The organism is Methylobacterium phyllostachyos, from assembly GCF_900103445.1.
In the GTDB taxonomy this organism is placed as follows: domain Bacteria; phylum Pseudomonadota; class Alphaproteobacteria; order Rhizobiales; family Beijerinckiaceae; genus Methylobacterium; species Methylobacterium phyllostachyos.
Genome location: NZ_FNHS01000007.1, coordinates 170,994 through 189,813, shown reverse-complemented (window position 1 = coordinate 189,813; position 18,820 = coordinate 170,994). Strand labels below are relative to the sequence as shown.

Genomic DNA, 18,820 nt, shown 5'->3' with positions numbered 1-18,820 from the left:
TTTCAGACAGTGTCTTAACTCGCGAAAAGAGGGGACCTCATTAGGCTTTGAAGCCAAGGAAAGAGAGAATGTCTGACACCGCGCCGACAGCCCAACTGGATTACATCGAACGGACCGTGGACGTCGTCGCGGCCTACGTCTCAAACAACTCACTGCCCTCGGCCGAACTGCCCGGCCTGATCGCGAGCATCCACGACGCGCTGAATTCGATCGGATCCGGCCCGTCCGCTCCGGCGACCGAGACTGTCGATCGGCCGACGCCGGCTCAGATCCGCAAGTCGATCCGCCCCGACGGACTCATCAGCTTCATCGACGGCAAGTCGTACAAGACGCTGAAGCGTCACCTGACCAAGCACGGCCTGGATCCGCAATCCTACCGCGAGCGCTACGGCCTGCCGGCGGATTACCCGACCACCTCGGCGAACTACTCGGCGCAGCGCTCGGCGCTCGCCAAGAGTCTCGGCCTCGGTCAGCCCGGCCGCAGCCAGTCGGTTGATCGGGAGGAGCCCGAAGCCGCCGACGAGGCAGCCGCCCCGCAGGGCCGCCGCAAGGCGGTCGCCAGCAAGGGACGTGTCGGCAGCCGCAAGGTCGAGGCCGCCTGAACGCCATACGGCGGATGACCGGGGCTCCCGATCGGGATGATCGGGAGCCCGCCCGACTCAGGCCGCGAGCCGGCCCTCCAGCGGGAAGACCTTGGCGGGGTTCAGCATCCAGTCCGGATCGAACACCGCCTTGACGCGCATCTGCTGCTCGAGATCGACCTGATCGTACTGGAAGCGCATCAACTCACGCTTCTCGATGCCGACCCCGTGCTCGCCCGTGAGGCAGCCGCCGACCTCGACGCAGAGTTTCAGGATCTCGTCGCCCGCTGCCTCGGCCTTCTGCAACTCGCCGGGTCGGTTGATGTCGAACAGGATCAGCGGGTGCAGGTTGCCGTCGCCGGCGTGGAACACGTTGGCCACGCGCAGCCCCTTCTCGGCGCAGATCGCTCCGATCCGCTCCAGCACCGGACCGAGCTGGCCGGTGGGGATCGTGCCGTCCATGCAGATGTAGTCGGAGATCCGGCCCGTGGCGCCGAAGGCCGACTTACGGCCCTTCCAGATCGCGGCGGATTCGGCCTCCGAGCGGGAGACCCGCACGCTGGTTGGACGGAAGTCCTTAGCGATCGTCTCGATCCGGGCCAGCATGGCGTCGCACTCGGCGTCCGAGCCCTCGACCTCGATGATCAGCATCGCCTCGGCGTCGCGGGGATAGCCGGCCTGGGCGAAATCCTCGGTGATCAGGATCGCCTCGCGGTCCATGTACTCGATCGCCACGGGGATGATGCCGGCCGCGATGATCGCGGCGACGCAATCGCCCGCATCCTCGACCTTCGAGAAGCCGACCAGCACCGGCCGCGCCCCTTCGGCGGCGCGCAGGATCCGCACGGTCGCCTCGGTGACGATGCCGAGCTGGCCCTCCGAGCCGCAGACGAGTCCGAGCAGGTCGTAGCCGCCGCTGTCGAGGTGCTGGCCGCCGATCTCCACGACAGTGCCGTCGTTGAGCACCAGGGTGACGCCGAGCAGATTGTTGGTGGTCACGCCGTACTTGAGGCAATGCGCGCCGCCGGAATTCATTGCGATGTTGCCGGCGATCGTGCAGGCGAGCTGGCTCGACGGGTCGGGGGCGTAGAAGAAGCCCTCGTGGCTGACCGCTCCGGAGATCGCCAAGTTGGTGATGCCGCTCTGCACTCGGGCGGTGCGGTTGGCGAAGTCCATGTCGAGGACCTTGGTCATCTTGCCGACGCCCAGGATGATCGCGTCGGCCTGCGCGATGGCGCCGCCCGCGAGCGAGGTGCCGGCGCCCCGGGGCACGACCCGCACGCCGTTGGCGTGGCAATACGCCATCACGGCCGCGACCTCCGCGGTGGTGGAGGGCAGCACCACGGCGAGCGGCATCTGCCGGTAGGCGGTGAGCCCGTCGGTCTCGAAGGCCCGGCGCTCGTCCTCGCTCACCACCAGCGCCTCCGGCGCCACCAGGGGCGCGAGGCCGGCCAGGATCGCCTCGCGCCGAGCGAGGATGGCGGGATCGGGTTCGGGGAAGCGGATCGACATGGGGCGTGTGCCCTCTGTTTGTGGGTGGCGTGCTGGTAGCATGGACCCGGGCGGCTGCGGCTTCAACCGCGTTGCGGGCGATCGACCTGCGGCGCCCCGTCGTCCCGGCGTCACATTTCAACCACGACCCCTGCCTAGCGTCGCCGCACATGCTTCGCATCGCCGGCCCGGCGCCGGGTTCAGAACGGAACCGATGAACGCTCCCGCCTCCAGCGCCCTGCGCGATGACCTCTACGACGCGCCGGCACCGCATCTGGCCACCACCCGGGATCTCGGGATCCGCAGCCTGCAGCTCGGCATCGCGGCCCTCCAGGAGGCGAGCGCGGCGTTCCAGGGCCGGCTCGGCGTGGCCTTCGAGGAGGCGGTGCAGACGATCCTCCAGAGCAAGGGCCGGGTGATCGTCAGCGGCATCGGCAAGAGCGGCCATGTCGGGCGCAAGATCGCCGCAACTTTAGCCTCCACCGGCACCCACGCGTTCTTCGTCCACCCGACCGAGGCGAGCCATGGCGACCTCGGCATGATCGCCCGGGACGACGTGATCATCGCCCTGTCGTGGTCCGGCGAGACGGCGGAACTCTCCGACCTCGTGGGCTTCAGCCGACGCTTCTCGATTCCGCTGGTCGCCATCACCCGCAACGGCGAGAGCACGCTCGGCCGGGCCGCCGACGTGCTGCTGGAACTGCCCCGGGTGCGGGAATCCTGCCCCCACGACCTCGCGCCGACCTCCTCCAGCCTGATCCAGCTGGCTTTGGGCGACGCGCTGGCGGTGGCGCTGCTGGAGCGGCGCGGCTTCACCTCGGCGCGCTTCCACACGCTCCATCCCGGCGGGACGCTCGCCGCCCGCCTCAAGACCGTGCAGCAGGTGATGCACGGGCCGCAGGACATGCCGCTCGTCCACGAGTCTGCGCTGATGTCCGAGGTGCTGATCGAGATCGCGGCGCGGCGCTACGGCTGCGTCGGCGTCACTGACGGCGCGGGGCGCCTCGTCGGCATCGTCACGGACGGCGATCTACGCCGCCACATGGGCCCGGCGCTCCTCGACACGCCGGTCTCCACGATCATGACCCGCGATCCGGTCACCGTGGAGCCGCACAAGCTTGCCCAGGCGGCCCTGGAGCTGATGAACCGCCGGCTCATCACCGCGGTCTTCGCGGTGACGGACGGCCGGCCGGTGGGCATCGTCCACGTCCACGACCTGCTGCGCGCCGGCATCGTCTGATCGCCGCGCGGTCTCGCGGCCGGATCGGGAGCTGCGACCAGGACGGCGTCGTGGCAAGCTTCGGGCATGCTGCGAATCGTCAACCGTCCGCTCGCCGGCTGGGGCATGACCTACGGGCCGCCGGGCGACGGTCCGTTCCCCACCGTGATGGTGCTGCACGGTTCCGAAGGCGCTTGGTCTGGCTACAGCTATCTGACCGCCGCAATCCTGGCGGCCCACGGCTTCCTGACCTTTCCGATCGGCTATTCGCAGGGCGGAAACGTCTGGAATGCCGGCAATATCGTCGATGTGCCCCTGGATCGCACGGTCGAGGCGCTGGGCGTCCTGCGGGCCCTTCCGATCACCGGGCGCGTCGGCCTCTACGGCGTCTCTCGCGGCGCCGAGCATGCCTTGCTGGTCACGTCCCTGATGGCGCGGGACGCCATGTCCGGCCTGCCCGACGCCGTGGCGGTTCACGCCGCGCCGGATGTCATCTGCGGCGCCTTCGTGGGCGCGGAATGGCGTGATGCCGGCGATCCGGGCTGGCAAGCCTGGGATCCGGCCCGAAGGGCCTGGACGTGGCGCGGCACGTCGGACGGGTTGCCCCCCACCACGGCGATCGAGATCGAGCGCTACCGCGGCCCCTTGTACCTGAGCCATGGCTTGCAAGACGCGATATGGTCGGCCGCAATGACGATGCGTCTCCGGGACCGGCTGCACCGGCACGGGCTCGATCCCGAGGTCCATCTTCTCGCGGATCAGGGGCACGTACCCGAAGGGGAGGGCGAGAACGCTCACCATCGCCGGCTGATCGCGTTCCTGCACCGGACCTTGGGCGTCTGAGACGGCTCTGGTTCCAGAAGGTCGCGATTGACCGCCGGCGCCAAGCGCAGCCCGATCGGCCAGGGCTGGGTCTGCACTCGGGGCACGCCCTAAAGCCGCGCCAGCAACTCCGCCTTCTTGTCGGAGAACTCCCGGTCGGTGAGCACGCCCCGGGCGTGCAATGCGGCCAGCCGCTCGATGGTGGCGAGCACGTCGCCGGGCGGTGCACGCTCCGGCGGCGGAGCCTGCGCGGGATCTACCTGCCGCGGAGCGGCCGCCTCCGCCTCGATGCGGCGCAGCCGGGCGAGATCGACGGCCCCCGCCGGCCCGGTGAAGCCGAGGCTGCCGTTGGCTTGCGAGACGCCGGTGATGTGGTGCTCGCCCGTATCGTAGACCACCACGCCGGAACCTGCCTCGACGGCGAGCCGCCGGCTCTCCGGGAAATAGGCGTAGCGCATCCCGTTCTGGGAACCGGTGCTCGCCGGCGATCCGAGGTCCGCCGGCCACCATTCGCCCCCACTGCGCCGGGCGGCGGGGGCCGCCTCCGAAAAGCCGCCCGCCGGCAGTGACGCAGCGAGTTCGGTGCAGAGGGCGCCAACCCGCGCCTTCAACCCGTCATCGAACATCCGGCCGACCATCACCATGCCGCCGGAGAACCACTGGCCCATCCCGCCGAGATCGGGATGGTCGAACTGCGCCATCGTGCCGTGGCCGCGCTCCAGCGCCTGCACGAGGTGCCGCACCGCATCGAGGCTGACCCCATGGCGGTCGGCGATGCTCTGCAACCCCGAAGCGTGATCGAACCGCCCGTCATCGAGGAACCCAGAGGCCGAGGCGCCGCTGTCGGAGGAACCCATGAGCCAGCTCCCGAATCGTCGCATGACGGACAGGAGGAACCGGTCCGACCGCTTCGCGATGCGGACACAATTCGCGGTCGGAGACACCGGTTCCGGTTCGCTTCAGCCTACGGCCGGTGGGAACGGGCCCGCGATGGTGAAGTCCGAGATCGGCCGGCGGCCGTTCGGAGCCTCCCGCGGCCGCTGCTCTTCGGTGAGCTCCGCCTCGGGCGTCTTGCGGCCGACCGCGAAGGCGGCCTCGATCCGGTGGTTCTCGGGCAGGCGCAGCACCGCGGGGGCGCCAACATGGTCGAAGCCCACCATGCCGTGGGCGTGCCAGCCCTGGTGGATCGCCTGGAGCTGGAACGCCAGCGAGGCGGTGCCGGCATCGAAGGAGTGGCTGTAGGACGGCTTCAGTTCGTCGCCGACTTTCATGAAGCCGTTCGACACGAGGAACACGATCGCGCCGGTGCCCGAGACCCATTTCTGATTGCCGGGCACCAGCAGGTCGAAGAACGTGTCCCAATGGGCATCGCCCCGCAGCGCGTAGAGGAAGCGCCAGGGCTGCGAGTTGTAGGCGGAGGGCGACCAGCGGGCCGCCTCGATCATCCGCATCAACTCGGATTCGGGCACGGCCTCGCCCGTGAAGGCGCGGGGCGAGTGCCGCTTCACGAAGACAGGATCGATGTCGTGGTCGGCGTGGCGGGGCGCGGGCAGGCTCAAGGGATTCGTCTCCGAATGGGCGTGGGCGCCCGGGTGGCCGAGCTTGCCCGAAACGCCCGTCCGGAGGCAAACTCCGGGCCTACGCCACGCTGCGCTCGATCTCCTCCTCGTCGCAGATCACGCCGGCATTGCCCTCGAACTCCGCTGCGAGGTCCACGGGGGCGTGGGTCGGCGCCGGGGAGACCCGGTCGCGGGCGAAGGTCGCCAGGAACAGGCGCATCACGTGGCGCACCCCCGCGTCGTTGATGGTGCGCTGGTCCTCGTTGTAGTAGCGCCCGGCATTCACGTTGCTCGTGACGATGTCGTAGGCGGGGAAGTAGACCGCCCGCGGGTCGCCCCGGCCCACCACTTCGCCGGCCGCCACCCGCAGCACCGACTTGGAGTAGCTGTTCGACTCCATCACGTGCCGGTCCATGTAGGTGGCGATCATCGGCACCGGCGAGACCGTGAAGATCACCCGCGCCTTCGGGTTCACGCTCCAGAGCCGGTCGAGGAAGCCGTTGAGGTCGCCCAGAACCTCGGCCGCGCCCGCATTGACGCATTCGTAGAGCTCCGGATCGAAGGTGCCGCCCGCGACGCCCGGGGCCAGCGGCAGCGCCGCCCCGTCGGCCCGCCAGCGCCAGCCTTCCGTCAGGCCGAGCGTCAGCACGAACACGTCGAGCGTCTCGAACAGGCGGCGCACCTCGGCGAGGTGGGCGTCCCGCGCCGCGATCACTTCCGCCTCGCTCGCAAAACCCGCCGGCTCGACCGTGGGACGGAACGGGTCGACGTAGCGGCCGTCGTCGCGCAGCCACGCCTTCAGCTCCGGCTCGAACTTCCCGTAGGCCCGGTCGAACAGCTGCACGAATTGGCGCGTGTAGTAGAGATTGCCGTACCGCGCCGAGAAGGTGCCGAACTGGCGGGCATTGGCCTCCTCGGGGCTCATGCCGGGGGGCGGCGGCTCGGTCAGGTAGTAGTTGAAGCCGGCGCCGCGCACCGCCTCCGCCACCCGTTGCGCGAAGCAGGAGCCGCCCGTAGCGACCTTGTCGGTCGGCGCGATCACGAACGTATCCTTCGGGTGCGGATTGACCGCGAAGGGCGGCACGTTGGTCACGACCTTGCGCCAGAATCGCTCGGCCGGTAGACCCGTATACGGATTCAACGCCATCCTCGAACCCTCTTCCTCACGACGGCGACGGCCCTCGGGACCGCTGACCCGTCCGCTGACCCCGGCACGCGACGTGGCCCTGAACGACCTGCCCCGGCGCGCCCGCAGCGCGTTCACGCTCTCGACGCCCAGTTGGGCCCCCACCTGGGCGACACCATGGCGGAACCGCGCCCGCGCCGCTACGGGGCGTGACGGGCCGAGCATCGCGGTGCTGGGCAATTGCCAGGCCCGCGGCATCGCCCGGGCGATGCGCCTGCTGGCACCGAAGAGCCCGGTCAATTACTTGCCCATGGGTTCGCTGAAGCGCGACCACGGCCATGTCGATGGTCTGGTCCGGACCCTGCTGGCCCACGACCACGTCTTCTCGCAGGCCTTCCCAGCCGGGCTGCTCCCGGGCGGCGATGTCGCCACCGTGCGGGCGGCCGACCCGCGGCTCAAGCTGTTCCCGTCGATCGTGTTCTCGGCCTTCCACCCCGACATGGTCTATGTCGGCCAAGCCTCGGACCTTGCCGCCCTGAAGCTGACGCCGTCGCCATTGGGCCAGTACCACTCGGCCATCGTCCTCACCGGCCACCGGCTCGGTCTTGATGCCGGCCGCACCGCCGGCTTGTTCCGCGAGGACGTGTTCGCGCGCCTGGGCTATCTCGACCACTGGGATCCGGCCGTGCGCGAACTCATCGGCGCGGCCGACGCCCTGGGCTTCGGACTGGAGCGCGAGGTGACCCGCTGGGCGCGTCGCGGCGCCTTCATGCACCTGATGAACCATCCCAAGGTCCATGTCCTCGGCGACATCGCCCGGCGCCTGCTCGCGGAGAGCGGGATCACCCCGGAGCCGGTGGAGATCGAGGATTACCTTGGTGACGAACTGGCCCAGGACGTGGTCTGGCCGATCTACCCGCCCATTGCCGAGCATTTCGGCCTGACCGGCTCGTACCTGTTCAAGACCAAGCCGCGCGGCGCGGACTTCCCGGTGCTCTACGACCTGCCGGGCTTCATCGCGGCGAGCTTTTCCATCTACGACGCCCTGCCGGCGAGCGACCTCACCTGTCCGCGGGTGGAGTCCTGGCTCGCGGTGCCGGAGATCGTCGCGCTGTTCCGGGCCCGCTGAACGCGGTCCGCCGAACCCGACAGCTGTTCGACGCCAGGGCGCGCCGGAATACGGCTCTGGACCCGTTCAGCCCGCCGCGCAGAGCGGCGCCCCGGAAGCCGCTTCGCCGAGGCCCTCGACCATCATCCGGACCAGCCGATTGACCTCCTGCACCTGGAACGGCTTGCGCAGGAACAGGCTGCCGGGCACGCCGCTGCGCCGGTTCGCCTCGGTCGAGGTGTAGACCACGGGGCGATCCGGGTGGAGGGCGCGAAAAGCGTGCGCCACCGTCCAGCCGTCGATCAGCCCCGGCAGGTGGATATCGGTGAACAGCCAGTCGATCTCGCCACCGCGGGTCCGCAGGAGCGTCAGTGCCGCCTCGCCGCTCGACGCTTCGAGGACCCGGATGCCTTGCGTCTCGCACAGGCTCGCGATGATCTCGAGCAGAAGATAACTATCCTCGACGATGAGAACACAGTGTGCGGGGTGCATGACGGATGTCCGGTGGTCGGCTATGCCATTCAAGGGCCGGCATGGTTGACGATATCTTAAAGGCCCGTTCGGGCCGTTCACCCTGCGCGTCGAAGCCCGCGCTGTGGCATCGCCGCAACCTGCGCGACGGAAATGCCCTTTTGAGGTCGGCCGCCCCGCGGCTGCCGTATTCCGGGTGCGACAGCGCACGACGCCGCCGGGCCCGGATCGCCATCACGCGCCCGTGCCACCCGGCGGAACCGTCGCTTAACCATCCGCGCCTACGAACGGCATCAGAACGACGCGGACCCGCCTCGAAGACCCGCAGCCGGCCTTCGGCACCGCTCGAGGAGTTTTGACGATCATGCCCCAGCGTTTCCGCGCCGCCGCCCTCGGCCTCGCCCTCGTCGCCGGCCTCGGCCTCGGCGCCTGCAGCAACGACAAGGACCTCGCCGACGCCTCCGCGTTCGGTGCCGGCGCCGCGACCCCGGGCAGCGCGCAGGACTTCGTCGTCAACATCGGCGACCGGGTCTTCTTCGAGTCGGACTCCACCGACCTGACGCCCACCGCGACTGCGACCCTCGACAAGCAGGCCGCGTGGCTGCAGCGCTACCCGCGCTACACCTTCATCATCGAGGGCCATGCCGACGAGCGCGGCACCCGCGAGTACAACTTCTCCCTGGGTGCCCGCCGCGCTCAGGCGGTGAACGACTACCTCGCCACCCGCGGCATCGCGGGCAACCGGATGCGGACCGTGTCGTACGGCAAGGAGCGGCCGGTGGCGGTGTGCAACGACATCTCCTGCTGGTCGCAGAATCGCCGGGCGGTGATCGTGCTGGACCGCGGCGCCGGCGCTTAAGGCCGGACAGGTTCGCGGGGGCGGGGATCGATCCCCGCCCCAGTTTTGCCGCGGACCGGCGCATCTGTTAGGGCCACGCGCCGCCATCGGACTGCAGCCGCCCCATGCCCGCCGATTTCATGCCCGCCCGCCTTCGCACCCGTCTGGTGCTTGCCACGGCCCTCGCCACCGCGCTCCTCGGCCAGCCGGCCGCCGCGCAGGACGCCTCCGAACTGGTGGTGCGCCTCGGGCGCATCGAGAACCAGTCCCGGATGATGGCCGGGCAGATCGAGACCCTCCAGTACGAGAACCGCCAGCTCAAGGAGCAGCTGCGCAAGTTCCAGGAGGATGTCGAGTTCCGCCTGAGCGAGGGCAAGGGCGGCGGCAAGCCCGCGCCTTCGGCTGCCCCGTCCTCCGGATCGGGAGGCGGCACCGTCAACGGCGTCAATCCGGGCTCCGGGCGGCCGGGCAAGCGCGGTGACGCCTTCGACCCGTCGCAAGCCCCCGGGGCGCCGGGCGCGCCGATGCAGCTCGGCAGCACCCAGCCCTCGGTGCCCCTGCCGCCCCGCGAGGCTGTCGAGGCGGCCGAGGCCGCGCCCAGACCGCAGCGCCTGCCCCAGGGAGCGATCGACGGGGCCATGGAGGGAGCTGGCGAGGACGAGGAGACGGAGGCCGCGTCCCCCGGCTACGATCAGCCGGTGGACCTGCGTCCGCCGGCCCGGACCGGGGCGATCCCGGCTCACCCCCCCGAGAGCGTGGCCGCCACGCGCACGGGCGATCCGGCCTTGGACTACGAGGCCGCGGTGGAGTTGTACCGGGCCAAGCAATACGAGCAGGCCGAGATGGGCCTGCGCCAGTTCATCCAGTCGCATCCCCGCGACAACCGCGTCGCGGGTGCCACCTACTGGCTCGGCGAGAGCTACCTCGCCCGGGGCCGCAACCGCGAGGCGGCCGAGCAGTTCCTGAAGGTCTCCACCGACTACGCCCGCTCCTCGCAGGCCCCCGACGCCATGCTGAAGCTCGGCGTCACGCTCGCTGCGCTCGGCGCCCGCGAGCAGGCCTGCGCGACGCTGGCCGAACTCGACCGGAAGTTTCCGAATGCAGGGGCGGGAGTCCGCCAGGGTGTCGCGCGCGAGCAGAAGCGCGCCCGCTGCGGCGCCTGACCGATCGGGGTTTCCAAGGCGCTCAGCCCTTCAGCGGGGTGTCGGGGTGGAGCCCTGATGGATCTTCGCGGGGCTCTGCCCTGCACCCGCAAGAGGTCGCGGACCTTCCGAATCCATGACGGGCTCTGCGAACGACCCGGTTCTTCAGGCGCTCGAACCCTGGCTCGATGGCGGAGTGCTGCTTGCCGTCTCGGGTGGGCCCGATTCGAGCGCGCTGATGCACGCCGCCGCTTCCCTGGGGGCGGCCGTGCGGGTCGCGACCGTGGATCACGGCCTGCGTCCGGATTCCGGCGCGGAGGCCGAGGCGGTCGGCCGGTCGGCCCGGGCCCTCGGCCTGCCGCATGCGATCCTGACCTGGGCGGGCCCGAAACCCGGCACCGGTCTTCAGGCGGCGGCTCGGGCGGCCCGCTACCGGCTGCTGGCCGCCGAGGCCACCGCGGTCGGCGCGGCCCGTATCCTCACCGGCCATACCCAGGACGACCAAGCCGAAACCGTGCTGATGCGCATCGCTGCGGGCAGCGGCCCCGCCGGCCTCGCCGGCATGCGCACCACGCGGGTGCTCGCACCCGGCCTCGATCTCGCGCGGCCGTTTCTCGGCCTGCCGAAGGCGGTCCTGGTGGCGTGGTGCGAGGCCCGCGGCATCGCGTATCTGCGCGATCCCAGCAACGCCGACCCGCGCTTTGCCCGGGGCCGCCTGCGCGACGCCTGGCCGATCTTGGCGCGGGAGGGGCTGACCCCCGGCCGCCTCGCCCGTCTCGCCGAGCGCGTCGCCCGCGACGAGGCCGCGCTGCGAAGCGCCGCCGAACAGGCCTTCGAGACCGCGCGGCGGCCCGCTGCGGACGCGATTCTGCGCCTCGACGGAACCATCCTGGCGGCCCTGCCGGAGGCCGTGGCACTGCGCTGCCTCGATCACGCCCTCACGCAGGCTGGGGCAGCGCCGCGCCGCCTCGAACGCCTCGAAACCCTGGTCCTCGAATCACTCCTGCCGGCCCTGCGGCGTCGGGTGGCGATCCGGCGTAGCCTCGCGGGATTCCTGATCGCGGCGGACACCGCCGGCACGGTGAGGCTTGACCCCGCGCCACCCCGTCGCGCGAGAGCAAAGAGTGCTGCCCTCGCCGCAGGGGTGTCGCCATTACTTGGCAAGGGAGAGCCCCCCGCCTACATTGGTGGAGTGTGCACGGATGGACCGGCCGAGCCGGGCGAGGCGTCCGTCTTGGGGGTCGCACGCACCAAGGATTGATCGATGAACCCGAATTTTCGCAACTTTGCCTTGTGGGTCGTCATCTTCCTGCTGGTGCTGGCCCTCGTCACCCTGTTCCAGAATCCGGGGCACCGGGGCGGCGGCAGCGAGATCGCCTACAGCCAGCTCCTGAACGACGCCGATGCCGGCAAGATCCAGTCGGTGGTGATTTCCGGGCAGGACGTGTCCGGCACCTACGTGGGCGGCGGCAACTTCACGAGCTACGCGCCCAATGACCCGAGCCTAGTCTCGAAGCTCCAGGGCAAGGGCGTTCAGATCACCGCCCGTCCCCCGTCCGACAACACCCCCTGGTTCATCCAGCTGCTCGTGAGCTGGCTGCCGATTCTCGTCTTCATCGGCGCCTGGATCTTCCTGTCGCGCCAGATGCAGTCCGGCGCCGGCCGCGCCATGGGCTTCGGCAAGTCGAAGGCGAAGCTCCTCAACGAGGCCCACGGCCGCGTATCGTTCGACGACGTGGCGGGCGTCGAGGAGGCCAAGGAGGATCTGCAGGAGATCGTCGAGTTCCTGCGCGATCCGCAGAAGTTCCAGCGGCTCGGCGGCCGGATCCCGCGCGGCGTGCTGCTCGTCGGCCCGCCCGGCACCGGTAAGACCCTGATCGCCCGGGCGGTTGCGGGTGAGGCCAACGTGCCGTTCTTCACCATCTCGGGCTCCGATTTCGTCGAGATGTTCGTGGGCGTCGGCGCCAGCCGCGTGCGCGACATGTTCGAGCAGGCCAAGAAGAACGCCCCCTGCATCATCTTCATCGACGAGATCGACGCGGTCGGCCGCCATCGCGGCGCCGGCCTGGGCGGCGGCAACGACGAGCGCGAGCAGACCCTGAACCAGCTCCTCGTGGAGATGGATGGGTTCGAGGCCAACGAGGGCGTGATCATCATCGCGGCGACCAACCGCCCCGACGTGCTCGACCCGGCCCTGCTGCGTCCCGGCCGCTTCGACCGCCAGATCATGGTGCCGAACCCCGACGTCACCGGCCGCGAGCGCATCCTGCGCGTCCACGTGCGCAAGGTGCCGCTGGCTCCCGATGTCGACCTGAAGACCATCGCGCGCGGCACCCCGGGCTTCTCGGGCGCCGACCTGATGAACCTCGTGAACGAGTCCGCGCTGCTGGCGGCCCGCCGCGGCAAGCGCATCGTGACGATGCACGAGTTCGAGGACGCCAAGGACAAGGTCATGATGGGCGCCGAGCGGCGCACCCTCGTGATGACCGAGGACGAGAAGCGGCTCACCGCCTATCACGAGGGCGGCCACGCGATCGTCGCGCTCAACGTCCCGGCCACGGACCCGGTGCACAAGGCCACCATCATCCCGCGTGGCCGGGCGCTCGGCATGGTCATGCAGCTGCCCGAGCGGGACAAGCTCTCCATGAGCTTCGAGCAGATGACCTCGCGGTTGGCGATCATGATGGGCGGCCGCATCGCCGAGGAGATGATCTTCGGCCAGGATAAGGTGACCTCGGGCGCCCAGTCGGACATCGAGCAGGCCACCCGCCTCGCCAAGATGATGGTGACCCGCTGGGGCTTCTCGCCCGAACTCGGGACGGTCGCGTACGGTGACAACAACGACGAGGTCTTCCTCGGCATGTCGATGGGCCGGCAGCAGTCGGTCTCGGAGTCGACTGCCCAGAAGATCGACGCCGAGGTCCGCCGCCTCGTGGAGACCGGCCTGGAGGAGGCACGCCGCATCCTCGCCGAGCACAAGGACGACTTGGAGGCGCTGGCGCAGGGGCTCCTCGAATACGAGACCCTCTCGGGCGAGGAGATCCGCAAGCTGCTCAAGGGCGAGCCCCCGATCCGCGACGGCGGCGACGTGCCGCCGACCCCGGCCCGGGGCTCCTCGGTCCCCTCGGCAGGCCGCGGCCGGCCGAAAGAGAGCGACGGCGGGCTGGAGCCGCAGCCGCAGGCCTGAGCCTGGGTTGGATGGACGAAGAGGGCGCCGCGAGGCGCCCTTTTTCGTGCGTGACAAAGCGGATCCGCTGCCAGCAAACCGACATCCGCAGCTTGGCGGGAGACTCCGCCGACTTCTCCGAATCGAAAAAGACCGGTCCCTCCACAAGGCGCAGCCAAGTCCCATGCCGGTCTCGACCTATCTCGTCGTCGCCCTCGGCGCCGTCGTCGCCGGCTTCGTGCAGGGGCTCTCGGGTTTCGGCTTCGGGCTCGTCGCCCTCTCATTCTGGGCCTGGGTACTCGATCCGAAGCTCGCGGCGGTCCTCGCCGTCGCGGGCGGCTTCACGGGTCAGGTCGTTGCCGCCGTCTCGGTCCGGCGCGGCTTCGATCTCAAGCGGCTTGCGCCCTTCGTACTCGGCGGCCTCGCCGGACTGCCCCTCGGTATCCTCCTGCTGCCGCGGCTCGACGCCGACTGGTTCAAGGTGATCCTCGGCCTGCTGCTGCTGGTCTGGTGTCCGGCCATGCTGTTCGCCAGGAACCTGCCGCGCATCACCGTGGGCGGCCGGTTCGCCGACGCGGTGGTCGGCCTCGGCGGCGGCATGATGGGCGGGCTCGGCGGCTTCACGGGTGTGCTGCCCACCCTCTGGTGCACCCTGCGCCGCTACGAGCGCGACGCGCAGCGGGCGGTGATCCAGAACTTCAACCTCGCCATGCTCAGCGTCACGGTCGTCACCTACGTCGCCTCCGGCCTCGTCACGCGGGCGATGCTGCCGATGCTGGCCGTGGTGCTGCCGGCCATGCTGATCCCGGCGCTGCTCGGCGCGCGGATCTATCTCGGCATCAGCGAGGCGATGTTCCGCACCCTGGTGCTGAGTCTCCTGATCCTCTCCGGCCTCGCCCTGGTCGGCGCATCGCTCCCGCGGATCCTGTAGCCCCCGTCAGCGGCTTGGCCGCATTTCGACCGCCTTTGTCGGGAAGCACCCGTCTGACTGCCGGACGGACCACATCCGGCGTAAACGATTGTCTGCTAAGCCTTGTCAGGCCGGCGAGGCCGGGCCTCGGAGACGACCTCGTGCGCAAGTATTTCGGAACCGACGGGATCCGCGGCCGCGCCAACGGCGTGATCACCCCCGAACTCGCCCTGAAGGTCGGTCAGGCGGCGGGCCTCGTGTTCCAGCGCGGTGACCACCGCCACCGGGTGGTGATCGGCAAGGATACCCGCCTGTCCGGCTACATGATCGAGACCGCGCTGGTCGCGGGCTTCACCTCGGTGGGCATGGACGTGCTGCTGCTCGGGCCGGTGCCGACGCCGGCCGTCGCGATGCTGAGCCGCTCCATGCGGGCCGATCTCGGCGTGATGATCTCGGCCTCGCACAACCCATTCGAGGATAACGGCATCAAGCTGTTCGGGCCCGACGGGTTCAAGCTCAACGACGCGATCGAGCACGAGATCGAAGAGCTGATCGACGCCGACATGCACAAGCGCCTGTCCGGCTCCAACGATCTCGGCCGGGCCAAGCGGATCGAGAGCGTGCATGCCCGCTACATCGAGTTCGCCAAGCGCACCCTGCCGCGGCAGGTGACCCTCGACGGGTTGCGGGTGGTGGTCGATTGCGCCAATGGCGCCGCCTACCGGGTCGCCCCCGAGACCCTGTGGGAGCTCGGCGCCGAGGTCATCGCCATCGGCACCGAGCCGGACGGGTTCAACATCAACCGCGATGTCGGTTCCACCGCACCCGCGGCCCTGATCGACATGGTGCGCGAGCGCCGGGCCGATATCGGCATCGCGCTGGACGGCGATGCCGACCGGGTGCTGATCGTCGACGAGAAGGGGCAGGTGGTCGACGGCGACCAGCTCATGGCGGTCGTCGCCCGGTCATGGAAGGAGGACGAGCGCCTCACCCAGCCGGGCGTGGTGGCCACGATCATGTCGAACCTCGGCCTGGAGCGCTATCTCGGCGGCCTGGGGCTGACGCTGGCCCGCACCGCGGTGGGGGACCGCTACGTCCTCGAGCACATGCGCGAGCACGGGTACAACCTCGGCGGCGAGCAATCCGGCCACATCATCATGTCGGATTACACCACCACGGGCGACGGCCTCGTGGCGGCGCTCCAGCTGCTCAGCGTGGTGCAGCGTCAGAACCGGCCGGTGAGTGAGGTCTGCCACTGCTTCGAGCCGCTGCCGCAGATCCTCAAGAACGTGCGCTACAGGGCCGGCGAGCCACTGCGGCAGGACAGCGTGGTGAGCGCGATCGAGCACGCCCGCGAGCGGCTGGGCAATGCCGGCCGCCTCGTAATCCGCCCCTCCGGCACCGAGCCGGTGATCCGGGTGATGGCCGAGGGCGACGACCGCGGCCTCGTCAACGCCGTGGTCGACGAGGTGGTCGACGCCGTGACCCGCGCCGCGGCCTAGAGTTCGGGATCCCAAAGGGCGAGCCCTTTGGCGGGGTTCGGGGGCGGAGCCCCTGACGGCACCAGGGCTCTGCCCTGGACCCGCAGAAGGTCGCAGACCTTTTGAAAGCCAGACGTGGGGTTCAGTCGTAGGCGGCGCTCAACTCCGGAGGCGCCGTCACGCGCCACGCCGCCAGGAGCCCGGTGCGCAGTGTCTCCTCCTCGCACAGGTCGAGATCGAGGTTGGTCCAGCCCCGGCGGCCCCAGGCCCCGTCGAGCGGCGTGAACAGGTCCGGCTCGGCCTCGCACAGGGCGGCCTGATCGTCGGGCGCGAGTCGCAGCACCACCCGCGCCTCCTCGACCCACAGGGTCGCGAAGACCCGGCCGCCGACGCGGAAATCCGGGTTGCCGCTATGGGCGCCTGCTACCGCCTCGGGCAGCATCAGCGCCAGGATGCGCACGTCCTCCGGGAGCATGGGCGCCTCAGCCCGCCATGCCCGGATCCACGACCGTCCCGATCCCGGCCTGAGCGGCGGTCAGCATTCTGCTCATACAGTCTTTCTCCTGCGACAGTCGATCCCAGAAAAGGCGGCGGTGTCCCGTACTGACGGCCGGCCAATATTTATGGAGCAACGGTTTGCGCTGAAGGGTCGAAAACACGCAAGCCTAAGACTTAACGTTAAGCCGGATTTAAGACGTTGCGCGCATTCTTCACAGGCTAACCACAGAGCGCGCACGCGGAGCGTCGGGCTCACGGATCCAGTAAAGGAATTCTTATGGCCCGCTCCAAGCTCAACGCTTTGGTGCGTAGCCTGACGCTCGCGGCGAGCGTCGGCGCGCCCTGCCTCGCCGCCGCGGCGGACCTGCTGCCCCCGCCGCCCCCGCCCCCGCCCGAGCCGATCGAAGTCGGTGGCGGCTGGTACCTGCGCGGCGATGTGGGCGCCAGCGTCTACAACCGCCCGAAGTACAGCACCGCCTACGATTACACCGGCTACCCGGATGCCAACCGCTCCTTCGGCAACGAGATCGGCGGCGGCGGCTTCGCGGGCGTCGGTGTCGGCTACCAGTTCACCCCGTTCTTCCGCGGCGACATCACGGGTGAGTATCGCTACGCCACCGGCCTGCGCGGCAGCGAGTACTACCGCGGCCCGGATTACGATGACGGCCTGGGCTCCTACGGCGTCAACAAGTCGAGCGGCAATTTCGATTCCGCCGTGGTGATGGCCAACGCGTATTTCGACCTCGGCACGTGGTACGGCATCACGCCGTTCATCGGCGGCGGTGTCGGCTATGCCTTCAACCACGTCTCGTCGTACTCGACCAACCAGCAGTTCACCAGCCCGACCTACGGTTACGATTACGGCAACCCGGTCTATGGCTGCGATTGCGGTCAGCCGAGCTACAACTACAAGCCGGTTTACGACTCGAACGGCAATCCGGTCTACAACACCAACAGCGGCAGCAAGTTCTACAAGGACAAGTCGAGCGGCAGCTTCGCCTGGGCGCTCCATGCCGGTCTCGCCTACAACGTGACCGACGCGCTGAAGATCGAACTGGCCTACCGCTACCTGAACCTCGGCAAGGCCGAGACCGGCGCCGGCTACGTGCCGTGCTGCACCGGCAGCCTCAACGCGATCAAGGTGAAGGACATCGAGGCGCACGACGTGAAGATCGGCCTGCGCTACTACCTCGGCGGCGTCGTCGCGGCCCCGCTGCCGCCGCTGATGCCGGAGCCGATCCCCGGCCCGCTGGTGCGCAAGTACTGATCGCAGCGCGATCCCATTACCGGACGGCGACGGCGCGGAGGCTCTCCGCGCCGTTTCGCGTTTCGGGGCCGGACGACGGGGCCCGGAGATCGGCGGCAGCATCGTGAAAGTAGAATTGGTGTCCGAAGATTTGTCTTAAGCAACGGATAATTAAGGTTACTCGACTATCTCGATATCGAGGCTCGATCCGCCGTCTATCACTGCTGTTCCAGGACGATCCCGATGCGTACCGTCACCTTTCCGCTTCTGGCGGTCCTCGGTCTCTGCGGCGTCAACTCCGCCCGGGCCGCCGACCTGGATTACGATTACCTGCGCGGCGCCGACTACGACCCGGTCCCGGCTCCGATCCGCGTGGTCGACTGGAGCGGCCTGTATGTCGGCGGCCATGGCGGCTACACCTCGGCGGCACTGGGCAGCAAGGGCGCGCTGCAGCCCCTGATCTTCCGGGATTCGCACAATACGACCGGCGAGTCCGATTTCAGCGCCTCGACCCTGCTCAGCCCGGCGTCGAAGCGGGTCGGCGCCGCGAGCTTCGGCGCCTTCGCGGGCTACAATGTCCAGTTCGACCAGTTCGTCTTCGGCGTCGAGGCCGATTACACCTATTTCGGTAAGATGGGTGTCTCGAGTGACAGTATCGGTCGCAGTCAGACCACTGCGGCCGGTGTGTATGAAGTCGTGAACCTGGGCGGGGCCACCGCCACCCGGGTCAACGATTACGGCACGCTGCGCGCGCGGATCGGTTACGCGTTCGAGAATTTCATGCCCTATGTGACCGGCGGCGTCGCCATCGGCCGGGCACGCATCGCCGACTCGACCGTCTACCGGAATTACGGGTTCAACCTGACCGCCTACAACGCCAACCTGGCCGGGACGCCCACCGCGGTGAACAGCTTCGGCTACACGAGCTTCGATCAGAGCGCGCCCTACAGCGGCACGCCGTTCACGTCGATCCAGGCGCAGTCGCGGACCAAGGTCGTCGCCGGCATGGCGGGGGGCGTCGGCATCGAGTACGCGATCACCCCGAACATCCTGCTGCGCGCCGAATATCAGTACGTCCTGTTCAGCGATTTCGACGGCCACAAGGTCAACCTGAACACCGTCCGCGCCGGCGCGGCCGTCAAGTTCTGATGGTGCACGGTCT

18 protein-coding genes are annotated in these 18,820 nt (G+C 69.4%); 12 read left to right on the top strand and 6 right to left on the bottom strand.

The window, feature by feature from the left end:
• Positions 1–68: 68 nt before the first annotated feature.
• On the top strand, positions 69–602 hold the full coding sequence (locus BLQ49_RS13140; protein ID WP_091716361.1) for a Ros/MucR family transcriptional regulator: 534 nt from the start codon (positions 69–71) through the stop codon (positions 600–602).
• 57 nt (positions 603–659) lie between these two features.
• Here BLQ49_RS13140 and BLQ49_RS13135 read toward each other — a convergent pair whose 3' ends face one another.
• Positions 660–2,093, bottom strand: a complete 1,434-nt coding sequence (locus BLQ49_RS13135; RefSeq protein WP_091716360.1) for an FAD-linked oxidase C-terminal domain-containing protein — start codon at positions 2,091–2,093, stop codon at positions 660–662.
• Positions 2,094–2,286: 193 nt separating this feature from the next.
• On the opposite strand from BLQ49_RS13135, the gene BLQ49_RS13130 reads away from it, so the two are divergent.
• Both BLQ49_RS13130 and BLQ49_RS13125 read left to right on the top strand, forming a co-directional pair.
• Positions 2,287–3,312, top strand: coding sequence for a KpsF/GutQ family sugar-phosphate isomerase (locus BLQ49_RS13130; protein ID WP_091716359.1), 1,026 nt, complete (start codon positions 2,287–2,289; stop codon positions 3,310–3,312).
• A gap of 66 nt (positions 3,313–3,378) precedes the next feature.
• Positions 3,379–4,134 (top strand): alpha/beta hydrolase family protein, encoded by a 756-nt coding sequence (locus BLQ49_RS13125; RefSeq protein WP_091716358.1) that lies wholly within the window; start codon positions 3,379–3,381, stop codon positions 4,132–4,134.
• A gap of 89 nt (positions 4,135–4,223) precedes the next feature.
• On the opposite strand, the gene BLQ49_RS13120 is transcribed toward BLQ49_RS13125, so the two are convergent.
• The 3 genes from BLQ49_RS13120 to BLQ49_RS13110 form a co-directional block, all read right to left on the bottom strand.
• The gene (locus BLQ49_RS13120; RefSeq protein WP_091716357.1) at positions 4,224–4,970 is read right to left on the bottom strand and encodes an SHOCT domain-containing protein; all 747 of its coding nucleotides are present in this window, start codon (positions 4,968–4,970) and stop codon (positions 4,224–4,226) included.
• Positions 4,971–5,072: 102 nt separating this feature from the next.
• Positions 5,073–5,672, bottom strand: a complete 600-nt coding sequence (locus BLQ49_RS13115; RefSeq protein WP_091716356.1) for a nitroreductase family protein — start codon at positions 5,670–5,672, stop codon at positions 5,073–5,075.
• A 79-nt stretch (positions 5,673–5,751) separates the two neighbouring features.
• Positions 5,752–6,819, bottom strand: a complete 1,068-nt coding sequence (locus BLQ49_RS13110) for a GSCFA domain-containing protein (RefSeq protein ID WP_091716355.1) — start codon at positions 6,817–6,819, stop codon at positions 5,752–5,754.
• Positions 6,820–6,892: 73 nt separating this feature from the next.
• On the opposite strand from BLQ49_RS13110, the gene BLQ49_RS13105 reads away from it, so the two are divergent.
• The gene (locus tag BLQ49_RS13105) at positions 6,893–7,927 is read left to right on the top strand and encodes a WcbI family polysaccharide biosynthesis putative acetyltransferase (RefSeq protein ID WP_091716354.1); all 1,035 of its coding nucleotides are present in this window, start codon (positions 6,893–6,895) and stop codon (positions 7,925–7,927) included.
• Between the two features lie 66 nt (positions 7,928–7,993).
• Here BLQ49_RS13105 and BLQ49_RS13100 read toward each other — a convergent pair whose 3' ends face one another.
• Positions 7,994–8,398 (bottom strand): response regulator, encoded by a 405-nt coding sequence (locus BLQ49_RS13100; RefSeq protein WP_091716353.1) that lies wholly within the window; start codon positions 8,396–8,398, stop codon positions 7,994–7,996.
• 343 nt (positions 8,399–8,741) lie between these two features.
• Between BLQ49_RS13100 and pal the strand changes: the two genes are divergently transcribed.
• From pal to glmM, 6 genes are all read left to right on the top strand, one after another.
• Positions 8,742–9,236, top strand: a complete 495-nt coding sequence (gene pal / locus BLQ49_RS13095) for a peptidoglycan-associated lipoprotein Pal (RefSeq protein ID WP_091716352.1) — start codon at positions 8,742–8,744, stop codon at positions 9,234–9,236.
• 119 nt (positions 9,237–9,355) lie between these two features.
• Positions 9,356–10,378 (top strand): tol-pal system protein YbgF, encoded by a 1,023-nt coding sequence (gene ybgF / locus BLQ49_RS13090; protein ID WP_091716482.1) that lies wholly within the window; start codon positions 9,356–9,358, stop codon positions 10,376–10,378.
• A gap of 115 nt (positions 10,379–10,493) precedes the next feature.
• Entirely contained in the window at positions 10,494–11,618 is a 1,125-nt protein-coding gene (gene tilS, locus BLQ49_RS13085) for a tRNA lysidine(34) synthetase TilS (protein ID WP_208859051.1), read from the top strand.
• Positions 11,619–11,621: 3 nt separating this feature from the next.
• A complete protein-coding gene (gene ftsH, locus BLQ49_RS13080) occupies positions 11,622–13,544 on the top strand; it encodes an ATP-dependent zinc metalloprotease FtsH (protein ID WP_091716351.1) in 1,923 nt (640 codons plus the stop codon).
• Between the two features lie 163 nt (positions 13,545–13,707).
• On the top strand, positions 13,708–14,454 hold the full coding sequence (locus BLQ49_RS13075; protein WP_091716350.1) for a sulfite exporter TauE/SafE family protein: 747 nt from the start codon (positions 13,708–13,710) through the stop codon (positions 14,452–14,454).
• A 140-nt stretch (positions 14,455–14,594) separates the two neighbouring features.
• Positions 14,595–15,935: a phosphoglucosamine mutase gene (gene glmM / locus BLQ49_RS13070; RefSeq protein ID WP_091716349.1), complete on the top strand. Its 1,341-nt coding sequence runs from the start codon at positions 14,595–14,597 to the stop codon at positions 15,933–15,935.
• A 121-nt stretch (positions 15,936–16,056) separates the two neighbouring features.
• Here the strand turns inward: glmM and BLQ49_RS13065 are convergent, their stop codons facing one another.
• On the bottom strand, positions 16,057–16,389 hold the full coding sequence (locus BLQ49_RS13065) for an MmcQ/YjbR family DNA-binding protein (RefSeq protein WP_091716348.1): 333 nt from the start codon (positions 16,387–16,389) through the stop codon (positions 16,057–16,059).
• 300 nt (positions 16,390–16,689) lie between these two features.
• Between BLQ49_RS13065 and BLQ49_RS13060 the strand changes: the two genes are divergently transcribed.
• Together BLQ49_RS13060 and BLQ49_RS13055 are read left to right on the top strand one after the other, a co-directional pair.
• Entirely contained in the window at positions 16,690–17,679 is a 990-nt protein-coding gene (locus BLQ49_RS13060; protein WP_091716347.1) for an outer membrane protein, read from the top strand.
• Between the two features lie 222 nt (positions 17,680–17,901).
• A complete protein-coding gene (locus BLQ49_RS13055; protein ID WP_091716346.1) occupies positions 17,902–18,807 on the top strand; it encodes an outer membrane protein in 906 nt (301 codons plus the stop codon).
• Positions 18,808–18,820: the final 13 nt, after the last annotated feature.

What these genes read in the sequence shown, in the direction of transcription:
- ftsH (WP_091716351.1), top strand. Translation starts at nt 11,622, where the DNA reads ATGAACCCGAATTTTCGCAACTTTGCCTTGTGGGTCGTCATCTTCCTG.
- BLQ49_RS13055 (WP_091716346.1), top strand. Translation starts at nt 17,902, where the DNA reads ATGCGTACCGTCACCTTTCCGCTTCTGGCGGTCCTCGGTCTCTGCGGC.
- tilS (WP_208859051.1), top strand. Translation starts at nt 10,494, where the DNA reads ATGACGGGCTCTGCGAACGACCCGGTTCTTCAGGCGCTCGAACCCTGG.
- BLQ49_RS13135 (WP_091716360.1), bottom strand. Translation starts at nt 2,093, where the DNA reads ATGTCGATCCGCTTCCCCGAACCCGATCCCGCCATCCTCGCTCGGCGC.
- pal (WP_091716352.1), top strand. Translation starts at nt 8,742, where the DNA reads ATGCCCCAGCGTTTCCGCGCCGCCGCCCTCGGCCTCGCCCTCGTCGCC.
- BLQ49_RS13075 (WP_091716350.1), top strand. Translation starts at nt 13,708, where the DNA reads ATGCCGGTCTCGACCTATCTCGTCGTCGCCCTCGGCGCCGTCGTCGCC.
- BLQ49_RS13120 (WP_091716357.1), bottom strand. Translation starts at nt 4,970, where the DNA reads ATGGGTTCCTCCGACAGCGGCGCCTCGGCCTCTGGGTTCCTCGATGAC.
- BLQ49_RS13130 (WP_091716359.1), top strand. Translation starts at nt 2,287, where the DNA reads ATGAACGCTCCCGCCTCCAGCGCCCTGCGCGATGACCTCTACGACGCG.
- BLQ49_RS13100 (WP_091716353.1), bottom strand. Translation starts at nt 8,398, where the DNA reads ATGCACCCCGCACACTGTGTTCTCATCGTCGAGGATAGTTATCTTCTG.
- BLQ49_RS13140 (WP_091716361.1), top strand. Translation starts at nt 69, where the DNA reads ATGTCTGACACCGCGCCGACAGCCCAACTGGATTACATCGAACGGACC.
- BLQ49_RS13060 (WP_091716347.1), top strand. Translation starts at nt 16,690, where the DNA reads ATGGCCCGCTCCAAGCTCAACGCTTTGGTGCGTAGCCTGACGCTCGCG.
- ybgF (WP_091716482.1), top strand. Translation starts at nt 9,356, where the DNA reads ATGCCCGCCCGCCTTCGCACCCGTCTGGTGCTTGCCACGGCCCTCGCC.
- BLQ49_RS13065 (WP_091716348.1), bottom strand. Translation starts at nt 16,389, where the DNA reads ATGCTCCCGGAGGACGTGCGCATCCTGGCGCTGATGCTGCCCGAGGCG.
- BLQ49_RS13110 (WP_091716355.1), bottom strand. Translation starts at nt 6,819, where the DNA reads ATGGCGTTGAATCCGTATACGGGTCTACCGGCCGAGCGATTCTGGCGC.
- BLQ49_RS13125 (WP_091716358.1), top strand. Translation starts at nt 3,379, where the DNA reads ATGCTGCGAATCGTCAACCGTCCGCTCGCCGGCTGGGGCATGACCTAC.